The sequence below is a fragment of the Marinilabilia rubra genome (genome assembly GCF_003121985.1).
Taxonomy (GTDB): Bacteria; Bacteroidota; Bacteroidia; order Bacteroidales; family Marinilabiliaceae; genus Marinilabilia; species Marinilabilia rubra.
In genome coordinates this window covers 18,739-39,770 of sequence record NZ_QEWP01000016.1, presented here as the reverse complement: position 1 = coordinate 39,770, position 21,032 = coordinate 18,739, and the positions used below count along the sequence as shown (strand labels likewise).

The 21,032-nt window shown below is 41.0% G+C and carries 13 protein-coding genes; all 13 read left to right on the top strand.

What is annotated here, in order from left to right:
* Positions 1-23 precede the first annotated feature (23 nt).
* The 13 genes from DDZ16_RS16105 (at position 24) to DDZ16_RS16045 (ending at position 20,971) form a co-directional block, all read left to right on the top strand.
* Positions 24-2,921 (top strand): glycoside hydrolase family 2 protein, encoded by a 2,898-nt coding sequence (locus tag DDZ16_RS16105; protein ID WP_109265518.1) that lies wholly within the window; start codon positions 24-26, stop codon positions 2,919-2,921.
* A complete protein-coding gene (locus tag DDZ16_RS16100) occupies positions 2,914-3,609 on the top strand; it encodes an RraA family protein (RefSeq protein WP_109265517.1) in 696 nt (231 codons plus the stop codon). The genes DDZ16_RS16105 and DDZ16_RS16100 overlap by 8 nt, the downstream gene beginning before the upstream one ends.
* A gap of 195 nt (positions 3,610-3,804) precedes the next feature.
* The gene (locus DDZ16_RS16095; protein ID WP_109265516.1) at positions 3,805-4,965 is read left to right on the top strand and encodes a mandelate racemase/muconate lactonizing enzyme family protein; all 1,161 of its coding nucleotides are present in this window, start codon (positions 3,805-3,807) and stop codon (positions 4,963-4,965) included.
* A gap of 75 nt (positions 4,966-5,040) precedes the next feature.
* Positions 5,041-5,826 carry an SDR family NAD(P)-dependent oxidoreductase gene (locus tag DDZ16_RS16090; protein ID WP_109265515.1) on the top strand — a complete coding sequence of 262 codons (786 nt, stop codon included), beginning with the start codon at positions 5,041-5,043 and terminating at the stop codon, positions 5,824-5,826.
* An 82-nt stretch (positions 5,827-5,908) separates the two neighbouring features.
* A complete protein-coding gene (locus DDZ16_RS16085) occupies positions 5,909-6,787 on the top strand; it encodes an SMP-30/gluconolactonase/LRE family protein (RefSeq protein WP_232526779.1) in 879 nt (292 codons plus the stop codon).
* Between the two features lie 382 nt (positions 6,788-7,169).
* Positions 7,170-10,181, top strand: a complete 3,012-nt coding sequence (locus DDZ16_RS16080; RefSeq protein WP_109265513.1) for a SusC/RagA family TonB-linked outer membrane protein — start codon at positions 7,170-7,172, stop codon at positions 10,179-10,181.
* Between the two features lie 162 nt (positions 10,182-10,343).
* Positions 10,344-11,900 (top strand): RagB/SusD family nutrient uptake outer membrane protein, encoded by a 1,557-nt coding sequence (locus tag DDZ16_RS16075; RefSeq protein ID WP_109265512.1) that lies wholly within the window; start codon positions 10,344-10,346, stop codon positions 11,898-11,900.
* Between the two features lie 89 nt (positions 11,901-11,989).
* Positions 11,990-12,988, top strand: a complete 999-nt coding sequence (locus DDZ16_RS16070) for an L-rhamnose/proton symporter RhaT (protein ID WP_109265511.1) — start codon at positions 11,990-11,992, stop codon at positions 12,986-12,988.
* 223 nt (positions 12,989-13,211) lie between these two features.
* On the top strand, positions 13,212-14,291 hold the full coding sequence (locus DDZ16_RS16065; protein ID WP_109265510.1) for a glycoside hydrolase family 10 protein: 1,080 nt from the start codon (positions 13,212-13,214) through the stop codon (positions 14,289-14,291).
* Positions 14,292-14,361: 70 nt separating this feature from the next.
* On the top strand, positions 14,362-15,732 hold the full coding sequence (locus DDZ16_RS16060) for an alpha/beta hydrolase-fold protein (protein ID WP_109265509.1): 1,371 nt from the start codon (positions 14,362-14,364) through the stop codon (positions 15,730-15,732).
* Positions 15,733-16,220: 488 nt separating this feature from the next.
* Positions 16,221-16,781 carry a helix-turn-helix domain-containing protein gene (locus DDZ16_RS16055; RefSeq protein WP_109265508.1) on the top strand — a complete coding sequence of 187 codons (561 nt, stop codon included), beginning with the start codon at positions 16,221-16,223 and terminating at the stop codon, positions 16,779-16,781.
* A gap of 402 nt (positions 16,782-17,183) precedes the next feature.
* Positions 17,184-18,680 (top strand): B12-binding domain-containing radical SAM protein, encoded by a 1,497-nt coding sequence (locus DDZ16_RS16050; RefSeq protein ID WP_109265507.1) that lies wholly within the window; start codon positions 17,184-17,186, stop codon positions 18,678-18,680.
* 56 nt (positions 18,681-18,736) lie between these two features.
* Positions 18,737-20,971, top strand: coding sequence for a glycosyltransferase family 4 protein (locus DDZ16_RS16045; RefSeq protein WP_109265506.1), 2,235 nt, complete (start codon positions 18,737-18,739; stop codon positions 20,969-20,971).
* The last annotated feature ends 61 nt before the right edge of the window (positions 20,972-21,032 follow it).

The window sequence follows — 21,032 nt, the reverse complement described above, 5'->3', positions numbered from 1 at the left end:
TAACCAGACAAAAACTTTTTAAAATGAAAATCATAAAGCTGTTAGTCATTTTGCTGGTAAGCACCTCAATGGTCAAGGCTCAATATTCTTTTGATCGCAAAAAAACTGAGACAATTCGCTGGAGCCCGCTACCAAAGAAAGTTCAAGGAATTGAGAAACGAAAAGTTGATCTCAATGGAAGCTGGCATTTCAATGCCTCACCAGAACAAGCCTTTTGGAAGAAAAAAAGTGCTCACCACTGGAGTGAAATTGAAGTGCCCGGAGAATGGGTTATGCAGGGGTTTCAAGTGGACACGGGTAAATATGCTGGTTACCACAGACAATTTGAACTTCCCGATTCCTGGGATGGTTACAGAGTTAAACTTAAATGCGAAGCCGTATACAGCGATTGTAAAATATGGATTAACGGACAAAAAGTTGGCAACCATCTTGGAGGGTTTACCGCTTTCGAAATAGATGTAACCGACGCCTTAAAGAGGGGAACAAACACCATTGCTTTGGCCGTTCGCAGTGAGAGCCTGGCTGACACTCTCTCATCGGCATCTCAATATGCAGTACATCCATTGGGGGGTATAACCCGCCCTATTTCACTGGTGGCACTTTCTGAGGTAAACCTTGCCTCTTTTCATGTGCAAACGGTTTTTGACGAAAACTATGAAGATGCTACCATAATTGCTGACCTTAAACTTTCGAACGAGAGCCGCAATGATCAGCGGGCAACCCTCAATTTTTCACTCACTGATGCTGAAAACAACATGGTTCCCCTTAAAGGAGAAAAGCGGGCTGAGATCTTTGCGTCACCCGGGAACAATGCCGTAACTGTAAAGTTGAAAGTAAAAAATCCGGCCAAGTGGGATCCCGAACACCCCAATTTATATCATCTGAATTGTTCTGTTAAAACCAATGGCAAAGAACAAACTAAAATCTCAAAGCGCTTTGGTTTTAGACAAATTGAAGTCCGCAAAAACAAAGTATTTGTGAATAATCACCCCATAAAACTAAAAGGGGTTTGCCGACATGAAGTTCACCCCCAGCGTGGCCGTTCATTAACCGGAAATATTTGGTATAATGATGTAAAACTATTCAAAGAAGGCAATGTTAATTACATTCGTACTTCACACTACCCTCCCAATCAGAAACTTTTAGATGCCTGTGATGAATTGGGCATGTTTGTGGAGGAAGAAGCTCCTTTTTGTTGGGCTCACGAGGGCCCTGTTAACGACAGCAACTACTTTGAAGCAATTCTCCAACCTACCTTGGAGATGATTGAACGGGACAAATCACATCCAAGTATTCTTATGTGGTCTTTAGCCAATGAGTCACATAACTTTGAAGAATTATACAAACAATCCGCCGATTTGGTAAAGACGGCCGATCCCTCGCGTCCAAGGGTGTTTAGCATGTGGTCGGAAAACATGGATAATGGCTATCTTGAGATTAACAACGATCATTATTGCGGACCTGATGGTCCGGCAAAATATGCCAAACAAAAACGCCCAATCACCTTTGATGAATACTGTCACCTAAATGCCTACAACCGTATTGAACTAATAACCGATCCCGGGGTGCGTGATTTCTGGGGGGAAGGCTTTATGATGATGTGGGAAAAGATGCACCAAACCGAAGCCGTCTTAGGTGGTGCTCTTTGGGCAGGAATTGATGATACCTTCTTCCTCCCATCAGGAAAACCTGTAGGTTATGGAACCTGGGGGCCAGTTGATGGTTGGCGCCGAAAAAAACCGGAATTCTGGCACATGAAGAAAGTTTATTCTCCTGTTAAAATTCATTTACTTTCCGGAAATCAGAAGGAGCCGGTTAGGCTTCAGGTGGAAAACCGTTACCTGTTTTCTAACCTTAGTGAATGTAAAATTCAATGGAAAAACGCTGAAAAAAGCGGCATCCTGAATATCTCTCTGGAAGCCGGCAAAACAAAAGAATTCCAGCTCCCTTTGATCAGAGAAGAACTGGAGCAGCTGACAATCGATGTGTTCAAGGATGGAGATACTCCTGTTGATCAATACCTGTTTTCCTCAAATAAGCCGGAAATATTGTGGACTCAAAAGAATAACACCAAATTCAAATCAAAAGACCAAATAACAGAGAGCAACAACTTTTCTCTTAAAATAGAAGATGGTGGCCTTTCCATCTTGGATAAAAACGGTGATCAAATTCTAAAAGATCTGCCGGAATTGATGCTGATTCCGTTAACCGGAGAAGGTGACGGCATTCAGATGACCAAAGATACACCAGAATTTGAACTTTTTTCACCTGGTGCAGGCCACCGGAATATTCAATCATTCACCGTTGACAGATCTAAAGAACAGGTTCGAATTAATATCACTGAATCATACGATAAGGCCAATGGAAAAATGGTGATCACCATTTTTCCATCAGGACTTATGACTATTGTTTACGATTATGTCATAACAGAAGCCTTAAATCCTCGTCAATGGGGTATTCGACTTAGTCTGGCAGAAGAATTACAATCTTTAAGCTGGAAAAGAGATGGATTGTGGTCGGTCTACCCGGAGAATCATATTGGCAGAAACAAGGGAATGGCTTCTGCATTTAACCAAAACCCCGAATGCGGTCTGGCGGGCCCTGCCCAAAGCCCCTCCTGGAGCTGGAAAAATGATCAAACCAGTTATGGCACCAATGATTTTCGTTCTACAAAAAGAAATATTTTTCAAGCGAGTCTTCTTAATGCGTCAAAATCCGGAATAAGACTTAAGGGAGCAGGACTTCAGCATATTCGATGTTGGATGCAAACCGGAGGCTCAAACCTTCTGATTGCTGAGTATGACAATCCGGGTGCAGAGCGTTTTTTCAGAAGTCATGCCAAACAATGGGACCGACCATTGAAAAAAGGAGATCGCATTCAAGGTACTGTAAAAATTGAAATAATGACAAGTAATGAATAAATACTGGAAAAACGACAATGAACTTTTCGACTTTATCAGAAAAGAGTTATACACAGCCGTAGTTGGAGATATTATGGATAAAATGGGCTTCCAGCATCAGTTTTTACCTCCACAAATCCGACCATTGAAGGAAAATATGAATGTAGTAGGAAGAGCCATGACAGTTCTTGAAGCGGATTGCTTTGAAGAACTCACCCCAAACTCTCAGAACGCTTTAATGAATAAACCATTTGGATTAATGCTCGAAGCCCTTGACGACATTAAACCCGGTGAAATATATATATGCTCGGGCTCCTCCCCAAATTATGCATTGATGGGAGAACTAATGCTTACCCGCATTAAAATGTGTGGCGGAATGGGGGCGGTGGTAAATGGTTATTCACGCGATACGGAGGGTATTTACGATGTTGCATTACCGGTTTTCTCTTATGGTCCCTATGCTCAGGATCAGGCGCCTCGGGGAAAGGTGATTGATTATCGGGTGCCCATTGAGATGAATGGGGTACGTATCAAATCCGGGGATATCATCCTCGGAGATATAGATGGTGTATGTGTGGTACCACAGGAGGCAGAAGAGGAAGTGTTTATGAAAGCACTTGAAAAGGCACGGGGCGAAAAGACCGTGCTAAAGGCTATTCAGGATGGAATGAGTGCTGTGGATGCCTGGAATAAATTTGGAATCATGTAAAATAGGGCTACCCTGATAGCCCAACATCCTAAAAATCTTTAACCCAATTTGTCCACATTTGAGGTTAGGCTACCTTTCCCCAAAAAGAAATGAAGCGAGTAAAGAACAACGGTTTAAATATCTGTTCAAAATGAAGAACATTTTTTGCCCGTAAGAAAAATTTCATAAGACCCCTAAAAACAAAAAATAATATTGATGAAAATAACAGATGTAAAAGTTTGGTTAGTTGAGGGAGTAAAGTACAACTGGACCCTCCTTAAAATATATACAGATGAAGGTGTAACAGGAGTAGGTGAAGCCACTAACTGGCCAGGGAGTCAAATTGTCGAAGCCGCAGCTATTGAAGCAGGCCAAAGGATAATTGGTCTGGATCCCATGCGGACCGATTTTATCTGGACTAAATTGTACCGTGATCTGAACTGGGTGGGCCCCTTTGGAGCCAGCATGTGTGCCATTTCGGGTATCGACATGGCCTTGCTGGACTTAAAAGCAAAAAAACTTGGAGTGCCTATGTATGAGTTACTAGGCGGGGCATTCCGGACAAAAATCAGATTATACGCCAATTATTGGTTTACCGGAGGCGGTCACAATGCAGAGGATTACGCCAGGCAAGCTCGAAAAGTGATGGACGCAGGCTTTAAAGGTGTAAAATTTGATCCGTTTGCCCATGTAAACTATCTTTACGGTGAAGATCTTAATGTCGATCTGGGGTTGTCTAAGGCTCAGCAGGACAGGGCCTTTAAAGTTAGTGAGGCGGTGCGTGAAGCAATTGGTCCCGATGCGGATATGATGATCGAAACCCATGCCATGCTCAACTACAAAACAGCAGTGACCATGGCCGAAAGATTAGCCCAGCTGGACATTACCTGGTATGAGGAACCTGCAGGACCTGAGAATGCCAATACCTTGCGGGCTTTTCGTGAACGTATTGATCCGAAAGTCTCTATCTGTGTAGGAGAACGGCATTACACCCGGCATGGGATTCGTGACTTGCTGGAGAAACATGTTGTAGATGTGATCATGCCGGATATCACCCGCTGTGGAGGACCTTCGGAGATGAAACGAATGGCGACCATGGCTGAAATATTCAATGTTTTGCTGGCTCCACACAATCCCAATGGACCGTTGTCTACACTGGCAAGTGCTCAAGTATGCGCAGCGGTGCCCAATTTTTTCCGGCAGGAATTTATATTCAATGATGTTCCTTGGCGCGATGAAATAATTAGTCACCCGATGGATATTCAAGACGGTTGTCTGGTTCTCTCCGAAAGACCAGGCCTCGGAGTGGATCTAATTGAATTAGAAATGGAGAAGCATCCTGGTATTCGCACCCCTAAAAAAGCGTTTTATATCTGATTCCCCTAATGTTTTTTTAGGTTGCTTTTTAAGATTTTCCCAATTGTACTTTATTTAATCCAAAAAATATCAAACATGCTAACAATAGATCTAACCGATAAAGTCGCCCTGGTCACGGGTGTTTCCAGCGGAATTGGTGCCGGAGTGGCCAAAATGCTGGCCAAAGCCGGTTGCCATATAGCCGGATGTGCCAAAGAATCCGCAAAAACACCTGAAGCAGAGGCCTTTTTTGAAAGTGTCAATAAATCAGGACAAAAATCCTACTACGAAAGTGTAGATGTTACTTCAAAAGAGCAACTGAAAACCTTTGTTGATAACGTTGCCCGGGAATTTAAACGAATTGACATTGTGGTTTCCAATGCCGGGATGAATGTCTTTAAAGGGGCATCGAGCTGTACAGAGGAAGAATGGACCTACAATCATGAATTAAATCTGGCTTCTCATTGGAGACTGGCCAACTATACACAAAAACACCTGGAAGCTAATACTGGTACTTTCATTGTTATGTGTTCAAATCATGCCTATGCCTCCATCCCTGGTTGTTTTCCTTACAACGTTACAAAGACCGCACTCACCGGACTTGTCAGATCTCTTTCCATTGAATGGGGGCCTTCGGTCAGAGTATTAGGGCTTGCTCCCGGGTTTATAGATACCCCTGGCAATAATAAATGGTTTGAATCTTTCCCGAATGCCTCAGCTGAGCGTCAAAGAACTGTAAACATGCATCCTGCAGGCAAACTGGGCACCCCGGAAGAAATTGGTGGGTGGTGCGCATTCCTCTCCAGTGAGTATGCAGCTTTTGCTACGGGAAGTACTTATCTGATTGACGGAGGCAGGTCTGCTCTTCTGCAGGACAGCTAAAAACATTAAGAATAAGTTTTTAATTTCTGAAGGCATCTAAGTTTTCTTTGGGCTTTGCATGCCTGCAAATTTAAAGGTGATAATGGAAGGAAAAATCAATGTTGTTCAGAATGCCCCCGGAGCAACCCTTGGAGAAGGGGCGATATGGCATTGCAATGAAAATGTCCTTTATTGGATAGATATTACAGGAAAAAAACTTCATCGTTATGACCCTGGAAAAAGTCAAAACTCCACCTTTAATATGGGGAGCATGATTGGAACCGTTGTGCCGGCAATAGGAAAATTTGTTGTACTAGTCGCACTGGAAACAGGGATCTGGGCGATGGAGCAGAATGGCCAATTAATTCAGCTGACACAATATCCTCCTGAAATGGATAATAACCGGTTCAATGATGGCAAATGCGATCCGCAGGGACGCTTCTGGGTGGGAACGATGAATAAAGACGTAATTAAAGGAGCTGGAAATCTTTACTTATATGAAGACCTAAAACTTATTCGTAAACAATCTGATATTACCATCTCCAACGGTATAGCCTGGTCGGCCGATGGTAAAACCATGTATTACATCGACACTCCTGAGTATGCCGTTTTCGCTTATGACTATGACCCGGAAACCGGAAATCTTTCCAATCGCAGAAAAGCAGTTAATGTTTCACAATCACTTGGAGCTCCTGATGGGATGACTATTGATTCAGAAGGCCTGCTGTGGGTAGCTCACTGGGGCGGCGGCGCTGTAATCCAATGGGATCCTGAAAACGGGATCCCAATACAAAAGGTTGAAGTGCCTGCCCCAAATGTTACTTCCTGCGCATTTGGAGACAAGGATATGAAAACATTATACATCACAACTGCGCGGGAGGGCCTGTCCGAAAAAAAAATTAAAGAACACCCTTTAAGTGGTAGGCTTTTTAAAATTCAACCAGGAGACCGGGGGGTGAAAGCAGGTGTCTTCAAAAGCTGAATGCATCATAAAAAAGGACAACACCCCTAAAAACACAGCATTCCAAAGACCTCTAAACTGTACATATTTTACCCCTAAAAAATTGTTGTTGGAAAATATAGTTCAGTTATAGGAGAAAATAGTTCATCAATGCTGAGTACCAAAACCATTACTTTTAAACCTGAAATTAATATAAAAAAGATTAACAATTCTTACTCGTTTTTGAGGGGTGTCAAACAACAGGTGCTTCAAGCTGAAAAAGGTACAAAAAAAAGAATCCATAAAAAAACCGGCAAATGCACGAACATTTGCCGGTGATAAAAACAGACATGATGCTTGCAACATCATGCAGTTCAGTTAACTGCCAAAAAATGGCAATTGTTAAACATAAACAATCAAACTTATGAAAAAAAATCAAGAATCGAAAAGCAAAATTCTCAGGAAAGTCCTTTTGACATTCCTGGTGTTTTTCGCAGGAACATGCTTCCTACATGCTCAGCCTATAACCCTTACCGGAACTGTCACTGAGGCCGAAACAGGTAATACATTGCCTGGAGTTTCTGTATTTATCAAGGGAACAACAATCGGAACTATCACCGATAGCAGCGGAAAGTACACTTTGGATGTAACCTCCAAAGCAAAAACCATCGTTTTCTCATTTGTAGGGATGAAAACCAGGGAAATTCCTATAGGTGAACAAAGAGTAATTGATGTAAATCTTGAAAATGATGCCATTGGTCTTGATGAGGTGGTTGCTGTGGGCTATGGTTCGCAGAAAAAATTGAATTTAACAGGTGCTTTGAGTTCAGTTGAAGAAGATGAACTTAAAGGTCAGCCTGCCAATAATGTAGCCAGTTTATTGCAGGGGCGTATGCCTGGAGTTACCATTACCCAAAACACTGGTCAGCCTGGAAAGGAAGGAATTACAATACGGATTCGGGGAGTGGGTACCATGAACAACTCTGACCCAATGGTTTTGGTAGACGGACTTGAATCCACAATGAGCGACGTAAATCCGGCAGATATTGAAAGTATCACAACTCTTAAAGACGCTTCTGCTGCATCAATTTACGGTACTCGTGCGGCTAATGGAGTGATTCTGATTACAACCAAAAGAGGGAAAAAGGGAGAGCCTGAACTCAATTACAACGGCTATGTTGGATTTCAGGAACCAATTAATTTACCCCACCATCTTTCCTCCTATGAATACGCCAAGTTATTAAACGAGGGATTGGCTAATGAAGGGAAATCACCTCAATATTCAGATGAAGAAATAGAAGCATTCAGATTAGGGCAAGCCCCTAATACCGATTGGCTCGATTTATTACTTCAAGGTTCCGGGTTTACACATAACCACAATTTGAGTATCAGAGGAGGTAGTAAAACATCCCGGTACATGATTTCTTTGGGTTATTACAATCAAAAAGGACTGGTAAAAAACACCAATCAGGACCGCTACACTGCCAGAATAAATTTTGATAGTGACCTCTCAAGCTGGTTGAAATTTGGCATTAATTCAAGCTTGTCACGCCGGGAAATCGTGCAACCCACAAATCCGTTTGTTGGGATTGGCGTTGATCAGTTTTTCCGGCAAGCCAACAGAATTCCTAACGGAATAGCCAATAAAAATGGGGAAGGTCAATTTATTAAATCACATGTGGATGGGAACCCCATCGCATGGATTGAAGCTGGCGGACAAGGGGTTTCCATGTACTCACATGCCTTAGGTAGTACTTTTTTAGAAATGTTTCTGGCAGAAGGGCTTTCCTTTAAAACAATGGCAGGAGTGGATTATTCCATCGATGATGGAAGAACTCACGTAAAAAGTATCACTTATGCCGGAGGAATTGAACAAGGCCCCAATTCCAAAGAAGATTATCTGGGAAGAACAATTACAACAACTTTGCAGGGAACCCTGACGTATGAAAAAAAGTTCAACAACCATTCTGTAAAGGGCATGATTGGAGCATCTAAAGAGGAATATGCCTCCCATACCACAAAAGGATACCGTAAAAATTTCCCTTCAAATGCATTAACTGACCTGAATGCAGGTTCAACGGAAGGGATGAATGCAGAAGGTTGGTCTGAAGAAACCGCTTTAGGATCCTATTTCGGACGATTTAATTACGATTACATGGGGAAATATCTCCTGGAATCCACGTTAAGACGGGATGCATCTTCTAAATTTGCGCCCGATGCCAGAGAAGCCTTTTTCCCAGCTTTTAGTGCCGGATGGAGAGTCTCGGAAGAATCTTTTCTGGCCAGTGCAGACTGGCTTTATAATTTGAAACTTCGCGGATCCTGGGGGCAATTGGGAAACCACAGAACCGCTAGTTACCAATATTTGAGTACGATCAGTGCCGGACAAGGGTATCCCTTTGGAAATGCCATGCAGGATGGTGCCGCTCAAACAACGGCCAACAACCCCAATATTTCCTGGGAAACAACCACAGAATGGAATGTGGGTTTTGATGCCGCTGCATTTGACGGTCTCTTCACCATGGGTTTTGATTATTATGACCGCCTTACAGAGGATATCCTTACCAGAATACCTGTTGCATCACCTTATGGTCTCAGTGCACCTGTCTCTAATATAGGTGCCATGAGCAATAAAGGTGTTGAATTACAAATGTCCCATAACGGTAATTTTGGTGCACTTAACTATGGTATTACTGCCTATGGAACTTATAACAAAAATGAAGTTGTAACTTATCCCAATCCTTCAACCGGAGGATTAATCAGAAGAGAAGGTGATCCCTGGGAAGCCTATTACGGCTATGAATATATTGGTAAATTTCAGACCGACCAGGAAGCTGCTGAGTTACCCAATCGAACTGGTCAGGAAAAAGCAGGCGATCTCAGGTATAAAGATCAGAATAATGACGGAGTTATCGATTCAGAGGATAAAATCGTAATCGGAACCATGCAGCCCAAATATACCTATGGGTTTACCCTGCAGGCTGATTACAAAAACTTTGACTTTAACGCCCTTTTCCAGGGAGCAGCCGATGTGTACCGTACTTTTAACCGGGAGTTGATGTGGGGATTAATAGATGGTGCTAATGCTCAGGAAAAACATCTGGACCGGACCATCGTTGAAAACGGGAGGGTCGTAAATGAAGGCTATTACCCACGAATACTTCCCAATGGTTATGCAATTAATTCAGCCTTAAGTACTTTTAGTGTCATGCGCTCTGATTATCTGAGAATGAAAAACATTACTATCGGTTATACCCTCCCGGAATCAATTACCAAAAATATAGTAAAGAAAGCACGGATTTACTTTAACGGACAAAACCTACTCACCATTACAAACTTTTCGGATGATGCAGATCCGGAAGTAAGTAGCGGCTATGCTGGTTATTCTTATCCACAGGTAAGTACTTTCCTTTTTGGAATTGATGTCACATTCTAATTTGAGTAGAAGAGAGGTTTTTACCCACATGGTAATTTAATAATTAACAAAATTAAGTCAAATGGAAATACGAAGGACTGGTAAAATTTGGTTTGAGCTAATTCAGGCATAGCGATTACTAAGCTCTTCATTAAATACATTTTAGCTTAAAAAACAATACTCATGAAAAAAATTATATATACACTAATAGTTACATTGCTTGCTGTAGGATGTAATGATGATTATCTTGACCTGGCACCAAACGGGGACATGTCGGAAGCAACATTCTGGAAATCTGAAAAAGATGCAGACCTTGCTTTAACGGGCTGTTACAGAGGATGGGAAGGCTGGAGTAACATCCTGTTTTTTGACGGTGCCTCTGATAATGGATATGAACAATACAATTACGGCGCCAAAAAACTTGGCAATGGTTCCTTAACACCTACTGATGGAACGGGAACATGGACAGACGGTAATTCAGGTAAATGGTTTACCTACTACCGAATTCGAAAGTACAATGATTTTTTGGCACGTATTGACAACATAGAGATGGATGAAGCCAAAAAAGCAAGGTATAAAGCGGAAGTTCGCTTTTTAAGAGCTTATGATTATTTCAATAAGGTCATTCACTACGGAGATATGCCTTTAGTTACCGAGGTAATTACCGATATCAATAAGGCCGCTTTATCCAGAACTCCGAAGGAAGAAGTTACTAAGTTTATCTTTGATGAATTGGATGCTATAATTTCGGGAGAAGCCTTACCAATTCAAAATGTAATCGATTCTAAGGGACACGTTACTAAAGGTGCTGCATTGGCACTCAAAGCGCGGTTTAAGTTATACCTGGGAGAATATGAAAAGGCTCAGGAGGCTGCTGCAAAAGTTATTGACATGTCATGTTATAAATTATTCCAAAATGGTTATGACAAGTTATTCCTGGAAGAAAGCGAAGGCAGCAACAAAGAAGCCATTTTAAGTATTCAGTTCGTTCCGGACAAATACAATAATATTGCTTCCCTTACCTGTTTGCCAAATTCACAGGGAGGTTGGGCAGCTCTTCAAGCATCATGGGATTTGGTAAAGGCCTATGAATCCATTGACGGAACTCCTTTTAATGAAGATAAACCTTTTGAAAATAAGGACCCCCGGCTGGCCATGACGATTTTATACCCGGGAGCCCCCTATTACGGGGATTATTTCGATCCCTTTAGTGGCCCCGACAAAAGTAGTGCCCCGATTAACTGCCCCACCCGCATGCCCGTGCGAAAATACGTGGAACCATATACCGATGCCTGGAACCAATCGGGAGATTTTATGGTTTTCCGCCTGGCTGAAATGTACCTGACTTTTGCTGAGTGCGCCCTGTATACAGGGAAAGACCAAGACAAAGCATTGGAATACATTAATATGATACGTTCCAGGAATAGTGTAGATATGCCTCCAAAAGTAAATCTTACAGAAGAAGTTGTACGTAATGAACGACGTATAGAACTCGCATTTGAAGGATTGCGGTATTTTGATATTAAACGCTGGGATATCGGTGAAGAAGCATTGAATGGACCGGTTTTAGGAACCAGGTTGGGATCCGTCGATCACACCACCGGAGAAGTTACCTGGGAAGGAGATCGTATCATTGTAGAACAACGAGACTTTAATCCGGAACGCAATTACTTGTTACCCATACCTCAATCAGAAATTGATTTAAATCCCAATATAACCCAAAATCCCGGGTATAATTAATATGTACTGGGCTGTGCCAGTTGCAATATCTGGCACAGCCCTTTTTTCTTTAAGAAAAGATTAAACAATTGCAATAAACACTATCTCCCATGGAATTTCTATCAGGATTGTTAATTGTAGTCCTTGCAGGTTTGTTACAAGGCTCCTTTTTTTTGCCGATGACCTATACCAAAAAGTGGGCATGGGGCCATAATTGGTTCGCCTTTTCATTATTGGCAATGGTGTTGGTGAATTGGGCATTTGCCTTACTTACAATTGATGGTATTATTGAAATAATAGTATTGATCCCACTAAATCTAATTTTGCTTGTTTCTTTATTTGGGTTCCTTTGGGGAATTGGTGCTATACTTTTTGGAAAGGCCATGCACATGCTGGGTATGGCCCTTGGTTACCCTATTATTATGGGCATTAATGCCATAACCGGAACGCTTGTCCCTGCATTGGTTTTTGCCCCCTCGGTCTTTTTCGAACTAAAAGGGTTACTAATACTGCTTGGTGCCATTGTTTCGGTTATTGGAATTATATTTTGCGCCCAAGCTTCTTCGCAAAAAGAAAAGGAAGCCAAGATTAAAAGTTATACCTCCAAAGGGCTTACCATTGCCATTATTTCAGGCATTACTTCTTGTTTACCCAACCTTGGAGCTGCATTCAGTAAGGACATCACAGCAATTGCCATAGAGCAGGGGGTTGACCAGACCATTGCGGGTAATGTAATCTGGTCTTTATTTTTTACAATGGGGGGGATTGTTAATATGGCGTATTGTTTGTATATCATGATCAAGGATAGGCAATTAGCTGATTTGCTTAACCATCATAAAAACATGAATTGGAGCTTAATTTTAGGCATGTCTCTCATGTGGATCGGAAGCTTTTATGCTTATGGCATTGGAGCATCCACTTTAGGGGAATTGGGACTTGTAGTAGGTTGGCCATTGTTGGTGGCGCTTTCAATTGTAGTAGGAAACCTGTGGGGCATATTCCGTGGGGAATGGCAGAAGGCATCAAGAAAAGCAAGGTATAACCTTAACTGGGGTATTGCTGTATTAATTCTGGCAGTGATTATTCTTGCTACTAATAATTTGTTTTAAATAGAAATATATTAAAAGGGAACCAACATGATTTTTTGATTTGATTTCGCCCAAGCTTTATCAAACAATATCAACATTTAGATTATTAAAAAAGTGTCCTGAGAATTTTTAGTCCTTCTTTTCATTTTAGAAAAATACATTATATTTGACAACACATGCCTCTATTTAAGAAAGTTGCTTGATTTTGTATGTGTCTGGTCAAATCCTCTAAAAGGCAAAGGACATGAAAATTATTTTTATTCTTGTGTTGGCTGTATTCGTGTTCTCATGCACTTCAGTGGTAGCGCAAAACGATTCACTTCCCTTTATTAAAGGTGTCTATGGCAATCCGGGAACACTTTTAGATGCTGGTTACTCATTCGATTCCCTGGGGATGAATGCGGTTTTTGTTAGGAGTATTTCCTTAACCAGGGAGTTTTATGATACCGCCCGAAAGCAGGGCTGCCGTGTTTATGTAGAATTTCCTGCGCTTAACGGAAAAAATTATCTTAAGGATAATCCTGAAGCATGGCCCATCAATGAAAAGGGGGAACAAGAACCACCGGCAGACTGGTTTATGGGCATCTGTCCAACTGATCCGGGATTTAAGACTTACAGGGTCAACCAACTTAATGATATTCTTAGTGAATTTGATGTGGATGGCATATTTCTGGATTATCTGCACTGGCATGCACAGTTTGAAACATCTGATCCTATATTACCGTTGACCTGTTTTTGCAACAGGTGTACGGATAGGTTTGAAAAAAATCTGGGACATGACATTCCCGGTTCCCGTATTCCGGAAAAAGCCGCATGGATACTGAATAATGCTGATGATGAATGGAGAAGCTGGAGAAACGGCGTGTTAAATGGCTGGGTTAAAGATATGCGGGAAATAGTGAAAAAGAAACAACCGGAGGCTTTATTAGGCGTCTTCTATGCTTCGTGGTATCCGGCAGACCACGATTCGGCACTATACCGTAATCTTGGAATCGATGTGGCAGAACTTGCCAAACTTGCCGATGTTTTATCGCCGATGCTTTTTCACAAAATGAAAGGAAGACCAGTCGAATGGGGTGGGGAATATGTGAAATGGCTGGGGGATCTTACCAATGCAGGTGAAAATAATGCCCCACTGATCTGGCCAATTGTTCAGGCCCATAATAGTCCGGGGGTTATCACTGCCAATGAATTCCGGCAGGTTATGATGGAAGGAGCCAGGCAGCCCTCATCTGGCATTATGATGTTTTCTGACCAGTCACTTCTGCAGGATCCCCAAAAAATAGAGGTGATGAAAGAGATTTATTGGTCTGAAATAAAGTGAAAAATGAATTTTTTGGAAAAATACTGATACCTTCATAGCAACCAAACAAGTTTAACTGAAAAGTCCCGTCATGAGAAAAATTTTTACTTTAATGTTTTGCATGGTTTTCATATCTATGCAAGCGCAGGTTACCTTTGTAATTGACTCTCAACCATCGAATACTCCCGCTGGGGATAATATTTATATTGCCGGTTCTTTTAACGGATGGAATCCGGGTGACACGAATTATATGCTTCACAAAAATGCCAATGATAAATGGGAAATTACTCTTGAAGGCTTCTCAAATGGCGATGTGATAGAATATAAATTTACCCGTGGCAACTGGCCGAGTGTGGAGAAAGGTGCCAATGGGGAGGAAATAGCAAACCGGACATTCTCTTTTGGAAATGGCGAAACCGTTTTAGTCACTGTTGAAATGTGGGCCGATAATCCCCCTGAACCGTCAATTGTATCGGATAATGTAATGGTGATGGCCGATGACTTCTATATGCCTCAGCTTAATAGATATCGCCGTATTTCTTTATATCTTCCACCAGACTATGGCACCAGTAATAAAAACTACCCGGTACTTTATATGCATGATGGTCAGAATCTCTTCGATTCGTCTTTAGCCTTTGCCGGAGAATGGAAAGTTGACGACACACTCGATGAACTGGCAGACCAGGGATACCAGGTACCCATAGTGGTGGGTATTGATAACAGTCAGTACCGGGCAGAAGAATATCTGGGGTTTCCGGGTGGTGACGGAGATGCCTATATCGATTTTATAGTAGAAACACTAAAGCCTTTTATTGATTCCAACTACAGGACGCTTTCAGACCGCGATAATACAGGCATAATGGGTAGCTCTTTTGGCGGTGTGATCTCATTATACGGGGCTTTGAAATACCAGAATGTATTCAGCAAAGCAGGTCTTTTTTCCCCGGCTTATTGGGCCAAAACAGATGTTCTCAATAATTACCTTATACAGACCGGTTTTCAGCATGATATCCGCTTCTACCAAAATGCGGGAGAAAATGAAGGGCAGCAATACATTGGCCCAATGAATGACATGGACAATAATTTGAATACCCAGGGGTTCCAAAATGTTTCGTCTAAAGTGATTTCAGGGGGTGGTCACAACGAGGCTACCTGGGCAAGTGATTTTGAAGCGGCCTATTTGTGGTTGTTCAATCCCGTAATCAATAGTGTGAGGGATGATCTAAAAGTCAGGAAACTGATTATATCTCCAAATCCTGTCAGGAATGTTTTGAAAATTAATGTAGGTGACAGATTTGATGGCGGGTATGCAGTTATTACCAATATAGCCGGTAAAGGGAAATCAAAAACTTATGAGGGTGTTTGCAATGAATTGGATGTTTCCTCATTGGTTCCTGGTGTTTATGTGATTCGGTTAGAAGTAAATGGTTCTGCATTTGCAGGACGTTTTGTTAAAATGTAGTTAATTATCCAATTGCTGAATTTTGAGGGTGATAATAATATCTGAGATTGTATACAATGCGGATTAAAAATTCGCAAATGACGGCCGGCCGAATTACAAATCCAGCTTAGCTGAGGCATTTCTTTATTGGAGGGAGATGTTCAAAAAGTCTGAAAACACGAGTATTTTTTCATCCTGAACGTAGTGAAGGATCTCTCTGTCAAAATCTTTAAAATTTTTAGATGCTCAGGCCAATAAATACCTTGGCTTTTTGGACACCCTCTTTAGTCATGGATTGAAAATCCGTTTCCCAGATCCAGTCATATTACAAATGTGACTGAGCAGGTCAATTACGGGTTCTGTAAGTAGCCAACTTCTCTTTATGGACTTGATGTCTTTGAAATGCCGCGGGAAACACTATTAAAATCAGATTGATATTAGCAGCACAAAAATCGTATCTTTAATTAATTATCCAGGCAGGTTGATTAAAGAAGAAATTTCTGTGGCCAATGAAAATATATATCAAGAATATGGTCTGCACTCGTTGCCAGATGGTTGTTAAGAGTGAACTGGATAAAATCGGACAGGATTATTACGAGGTGAAAATTGGTGAAGCAAATACTAAAGGAGAAGTGCCTGAAGAAAAATTAAAAAAATTAGATAGCTCCTTAAGAAAGGCCGGGCTTGAATTGATGAAAAGCAGGAAAGATATTCTTGTAGAGAAAACAGCAATTACCATTATTGAACTGGTTCATAACCAAGATGAACAATTAAAGGTAAATCTTTCCGATTACTTACAAGATCAACTGAACTACGATTACACCTATCTGGCTAATCTGTTTTCGGAGGTAAAGCATACCACCATTGAAAAATTTTATCTGAAACACAGGATTGAAAGAGTAAAGGAATTGATTGTTTATGACGACCTTAATCTTTCCGAAATTGCTTTTAAAATGCATTATAGCAGTGTAGCACACCTGTCGAATCAATTTAAAAAAATAACGGGTTTAACCCCGTCCGGCTTCAAAAATCTCAAAAACAGGAGTCGGGATACTCTTGAGGATGTGTGAATAATGTAATCTTTAGCAGGAATTATGTAATAGTAATAGCTCTCTGATTGCCGTAATTTATAGAAAATTCATTGCAGTATTTTTACAGGTTCTTTTTAACCATATTGAATAAAAATCCCGGTTAATGAAATGGGGTTATTCAGGGGTAGAGTGCAGGTGTTTGTAACCTCCTCCATTAAGTGGTTGTGCAACGAGATATAACCGTATTTAATCAGATAGCTGATATTATTGTTCAACTACATGGTATATTTCACGAGATCTTCCGGTTGTATTATCCTCTCCCTAATTGCTTTTAAAAGTATCCTTTAAACCGCCTGTAATTTTTTTGTCTCGGAGTTGTTTTGGCAGTCCTTTGTCAGTTTGGGAAATGGAAGTTGATTGACAGATAAAAATAGATCTTTTATGAAAATACTATTGGTATATCCGTTATATCCTGATTCTTTTTGGAGCTTCAAACATGCCCTTAAGTTTATTTCGAAAAAAGCAGCGGTTCCACCTCTTGGATTAATTACAGTATCGGCAATGCTCCCCCGGGAGTGGCAGAAAAAGCTGGTCGACCTGAATGTTTCCGAACTTGAGACTGCTGATATTAAATGGGCAGATTATGTTTTTATCAGTGCCATGTATATTCAGAAGAAATCGGTGAAAGACATAATGCTTAAATGTAAGGAGCAAGGGACTAAAATGGTAGCCGGAGGCCCCCTTTTTACGCAGGAGTATAATAACTATCCTATAATAGACCATTTTGTGTTAAATGAGGCTGAAATAACGTTACCATTATTTCTCGATGATTTGTTAAATGGAACTCCTGCTAAGGTTTATAAAACCGATCAATTTGCAAATCTTTCTCTTTCACCCATTCCGGATTTTTCGTTATTGCAGATGAAAAAGTATGTTTTTATGAACATTCAGGTTTCACGAGGGTGTCCGTTTTCATGTGATTTTTGTGAAATAACATCGCTTCTTGGACATAAGGTAAGAATGAAGGATTCTGACCAGATCATTAAGGAATTGGATGAGTTGTACCGTCTTAAGTGGCGTGGATCGGTTTCCATTGTAGATGATAATTTTATCGGCAATAAAAGTGAGATAAAATCAAATTTACTTCCCTCCATTAAGAGGTGGATGCAAAGCCACAAATATCCCTTTGTGTTTAATATTCAGAGTTCTATTGATCTTGCAGACGATACGGAATTGATGTCGCTGATGGTTGAAACGGGGTTAACATCTACTTTTATCGGAATAGAAACTCCGGATGAAGAATCGCTCCATGCCTGTCATAAAGTTCAGAATAAAAATCGTAATCTGCTGCAAAGTGTGAAAAACATTCAGAATAACGGGCTTCAGGTTTCCGGAGGCTTTATTATTGGTTTTGACAGTGATACGCCCAGTGTTTTTCAGCGGCAGGTTGAGTTTATTCAGAAAAGTGGTATTGTTTCAGCTATGGTAGGACTGTTGAATGCACCCAAAAACACAAAGTTATATAAACGGTTGGAGACCGAAAAAAGGTTGACCACCGAGGCATCGGGGAACAATACGGATTCATCGATGAATTTTATTCCTAAAATGGATTATGGCGAATTAATAAGAGGTTATAAACAAATAATCAGGAATATCTATGCCCCCGAGCCTTACTATCATAGAGTCAGGCAAATGTTCGTAAATTATCAACAAAACTCTAAAATGGCAAAGAGGATAAACTTCTCACTGATAAGTGCCTTCCTGAAGTCGATGTACATCATTGGTATACTAAACAAAGGTAGGATTGAATTTTGGAAATTACTGTTCTGGACTCTGTTTAAGAAACCCGGATTGTTTGCGGATGCCATCACTTTTGCAGTCTATGGCTACCATTTCAGGACTGTTTACGGGCTTCGGGAGAAACAGGAATGTAAATGATTCAGAGATTTATTTTCTGTATCATGATTAAAATAAAATTACTAAACTATTAGAAAATGAAGATAGCTTTTCTCGGAACATATCCACCGCGCGAATGTGGAATCGGAACCTTTACTCATGATCTTTTTAATTCGATGATTTCAGTAAATGGCCGAAAAGAGAATACCAATGACGGATTTGTGGTGGCATTGAACGATTTTTCCAATGTTTATGACTATCCCGAAGAGGTAAAACTGACCATCAGGCAGGAACATCAGGAAGATTATATTCAGGCGGTGAAGTTCATTAATCATAGTGGTGCTGAAGTTTGCATTCTTGAACATGAATTTGGCATTTTTGGCGGACAAAACGGAGTATATATTCTTCCTTTACTGCATCGGTTAGAAATACCTCTGATTGTTACGCTGCATACAATCCTGAAATCACCCTCATATAATGAAAAGGCCGTTTTGCAGGAAATTTGCAAAATGGCCGGCAAAATTGTGGTGATGAGCCATAAGGCCATTGACTTTTTAGTTAATATTTATGATGTTCCGGAGGAGCGAATTGCCTTCATTGACCATGGTGTACCTGACTTACGGTTCAGTGCAGAAAAGTCAAAGAAAGAATTTAAGCTTGAGCACAAAAATGTACTTACAACTTTTGGTTTTATCGGTCGCAACAAGGGCATAGAGACGGTAATCAAAGCTTTGCCCGGGGTTATAGAAAAATACCCCAATGTATTCTATATGATTTTGGGGAAAACGCACCCCAATGTGTTGAGACATTCAGGTGAAGAATATCGCATCTACTTAATGCGCCTGGTTAAAACCCTTCAGCTGGATAAAAATGTATTCTTTTTGAATGAGTTTTTAGATGTTAAAGACTTATTTAAATACTTGTCGGCTACGGATATATATATTACCCCGTATTTGCATGAGGCTCAAATTACCAGTGGAACACTTGCTTATGCAGTAGGAGTGGGGTCGGCAGTAATATCAACTCCATACTGGCATGCAGCTGAATTGCTGGCAGAGGGAAGAGGAAGGCTCTTCAGTTTCGGGAATTCGGACGAGCTTAGTTCGATATTAACAGAGCTTTTGGACAATCCTGCGGAATTAAAAAAATTGAAAGCGAGAGCCGGTGAATATGGCCGAAACATAACATGGCCCAAAACCGGGGAAAAATACCTTGCTGCAGCGAAACAAGCGGTATTGCAGGGAACTTTAGAATTGGAGAGAAAGGATACCATATTGGATTTGCTTATTCTTCCTCCCTTTTCTTTAGCGCATATAAACAGGCTGACAGATGATACCGGTATTATTCAGCATGCAAAGTTTGGAATTCCCAACCTGAAAGAAGGCTATTGTCTGGATGACAATGCCAGGGCACTGCTGATGGTTTTGATGGCTTACCGGCAAATCAAAGATTTTCGGTCTCTTGAATTATCGCCGGTTTATTTAAGTTATATCCATTATATGCAAAATAAGGATGGAACATTCAGGAATTTTCTGAGCTTTAGCAGAGATTACCTTGATGAAGTAGGCTCTGAAGATTCTTTCGGTCGTACCATCTGGGCCCTCGGTTATTTATTGGGCAACGCTCCAAATGATGCCTATTACCAAACCGGCCGTCTGATGTTTTTCAATGCTGCTCCCAATTTCGAAAAATTGAAATCCATCAGGAGTATTGCCAATACGATGATCGGAATTTGTTATTACCTGAGAACCAGTCCTGGAGATGACTCCATGACAGAACGACTTCGAAACATGGCTCATAAGCTGATTCAACAATTCGACGATAACCAGTCGCCGGACTGGCAATGGTTCGAATCACTACTTGCCTACGACAACGGAATGTTGCCTTTGGCCCTGCTGCATTCAGCCGAAATCCTGAACGAAGAAAAAGTATTGGAAGTGGCCATGAAATCTATGCAGTTTCTTACAGATCATACTCTCAAAGAGAATTACCTGTCTGTTATCGGAAACGAGAAGTGGTACAAAAAGGACGGAGAGCGTTCAGTGTTTGCACAACAGCCTGTAGATGCTATGGCAATGGTGTTAATGTATCATCAGGCTTTTCATGTAACCAAAGACAAAGAGTTTCTGAATAAGCTTTACACCTCTTTCTTATGGTTTTTGGGTGAAAACGATTTGCGGTTGAGCTTGTACGATTTTGAAACTCAGGGGTGCTGTGACGGTTTTGAAGTTTATGGAGTAAATCGCAATCAGGGTGCGGAAAGTTCTCTGGCGTATTTAATCTCTCATTTAACTGTATTGCAGGCTTATGAAGAATTTCATGATTTTAGTTAAGGTTTGTTTGGCGGACGGCTCTATCCCCGAAATAACTAATCCCGAAAAAGAAAATGTCCTT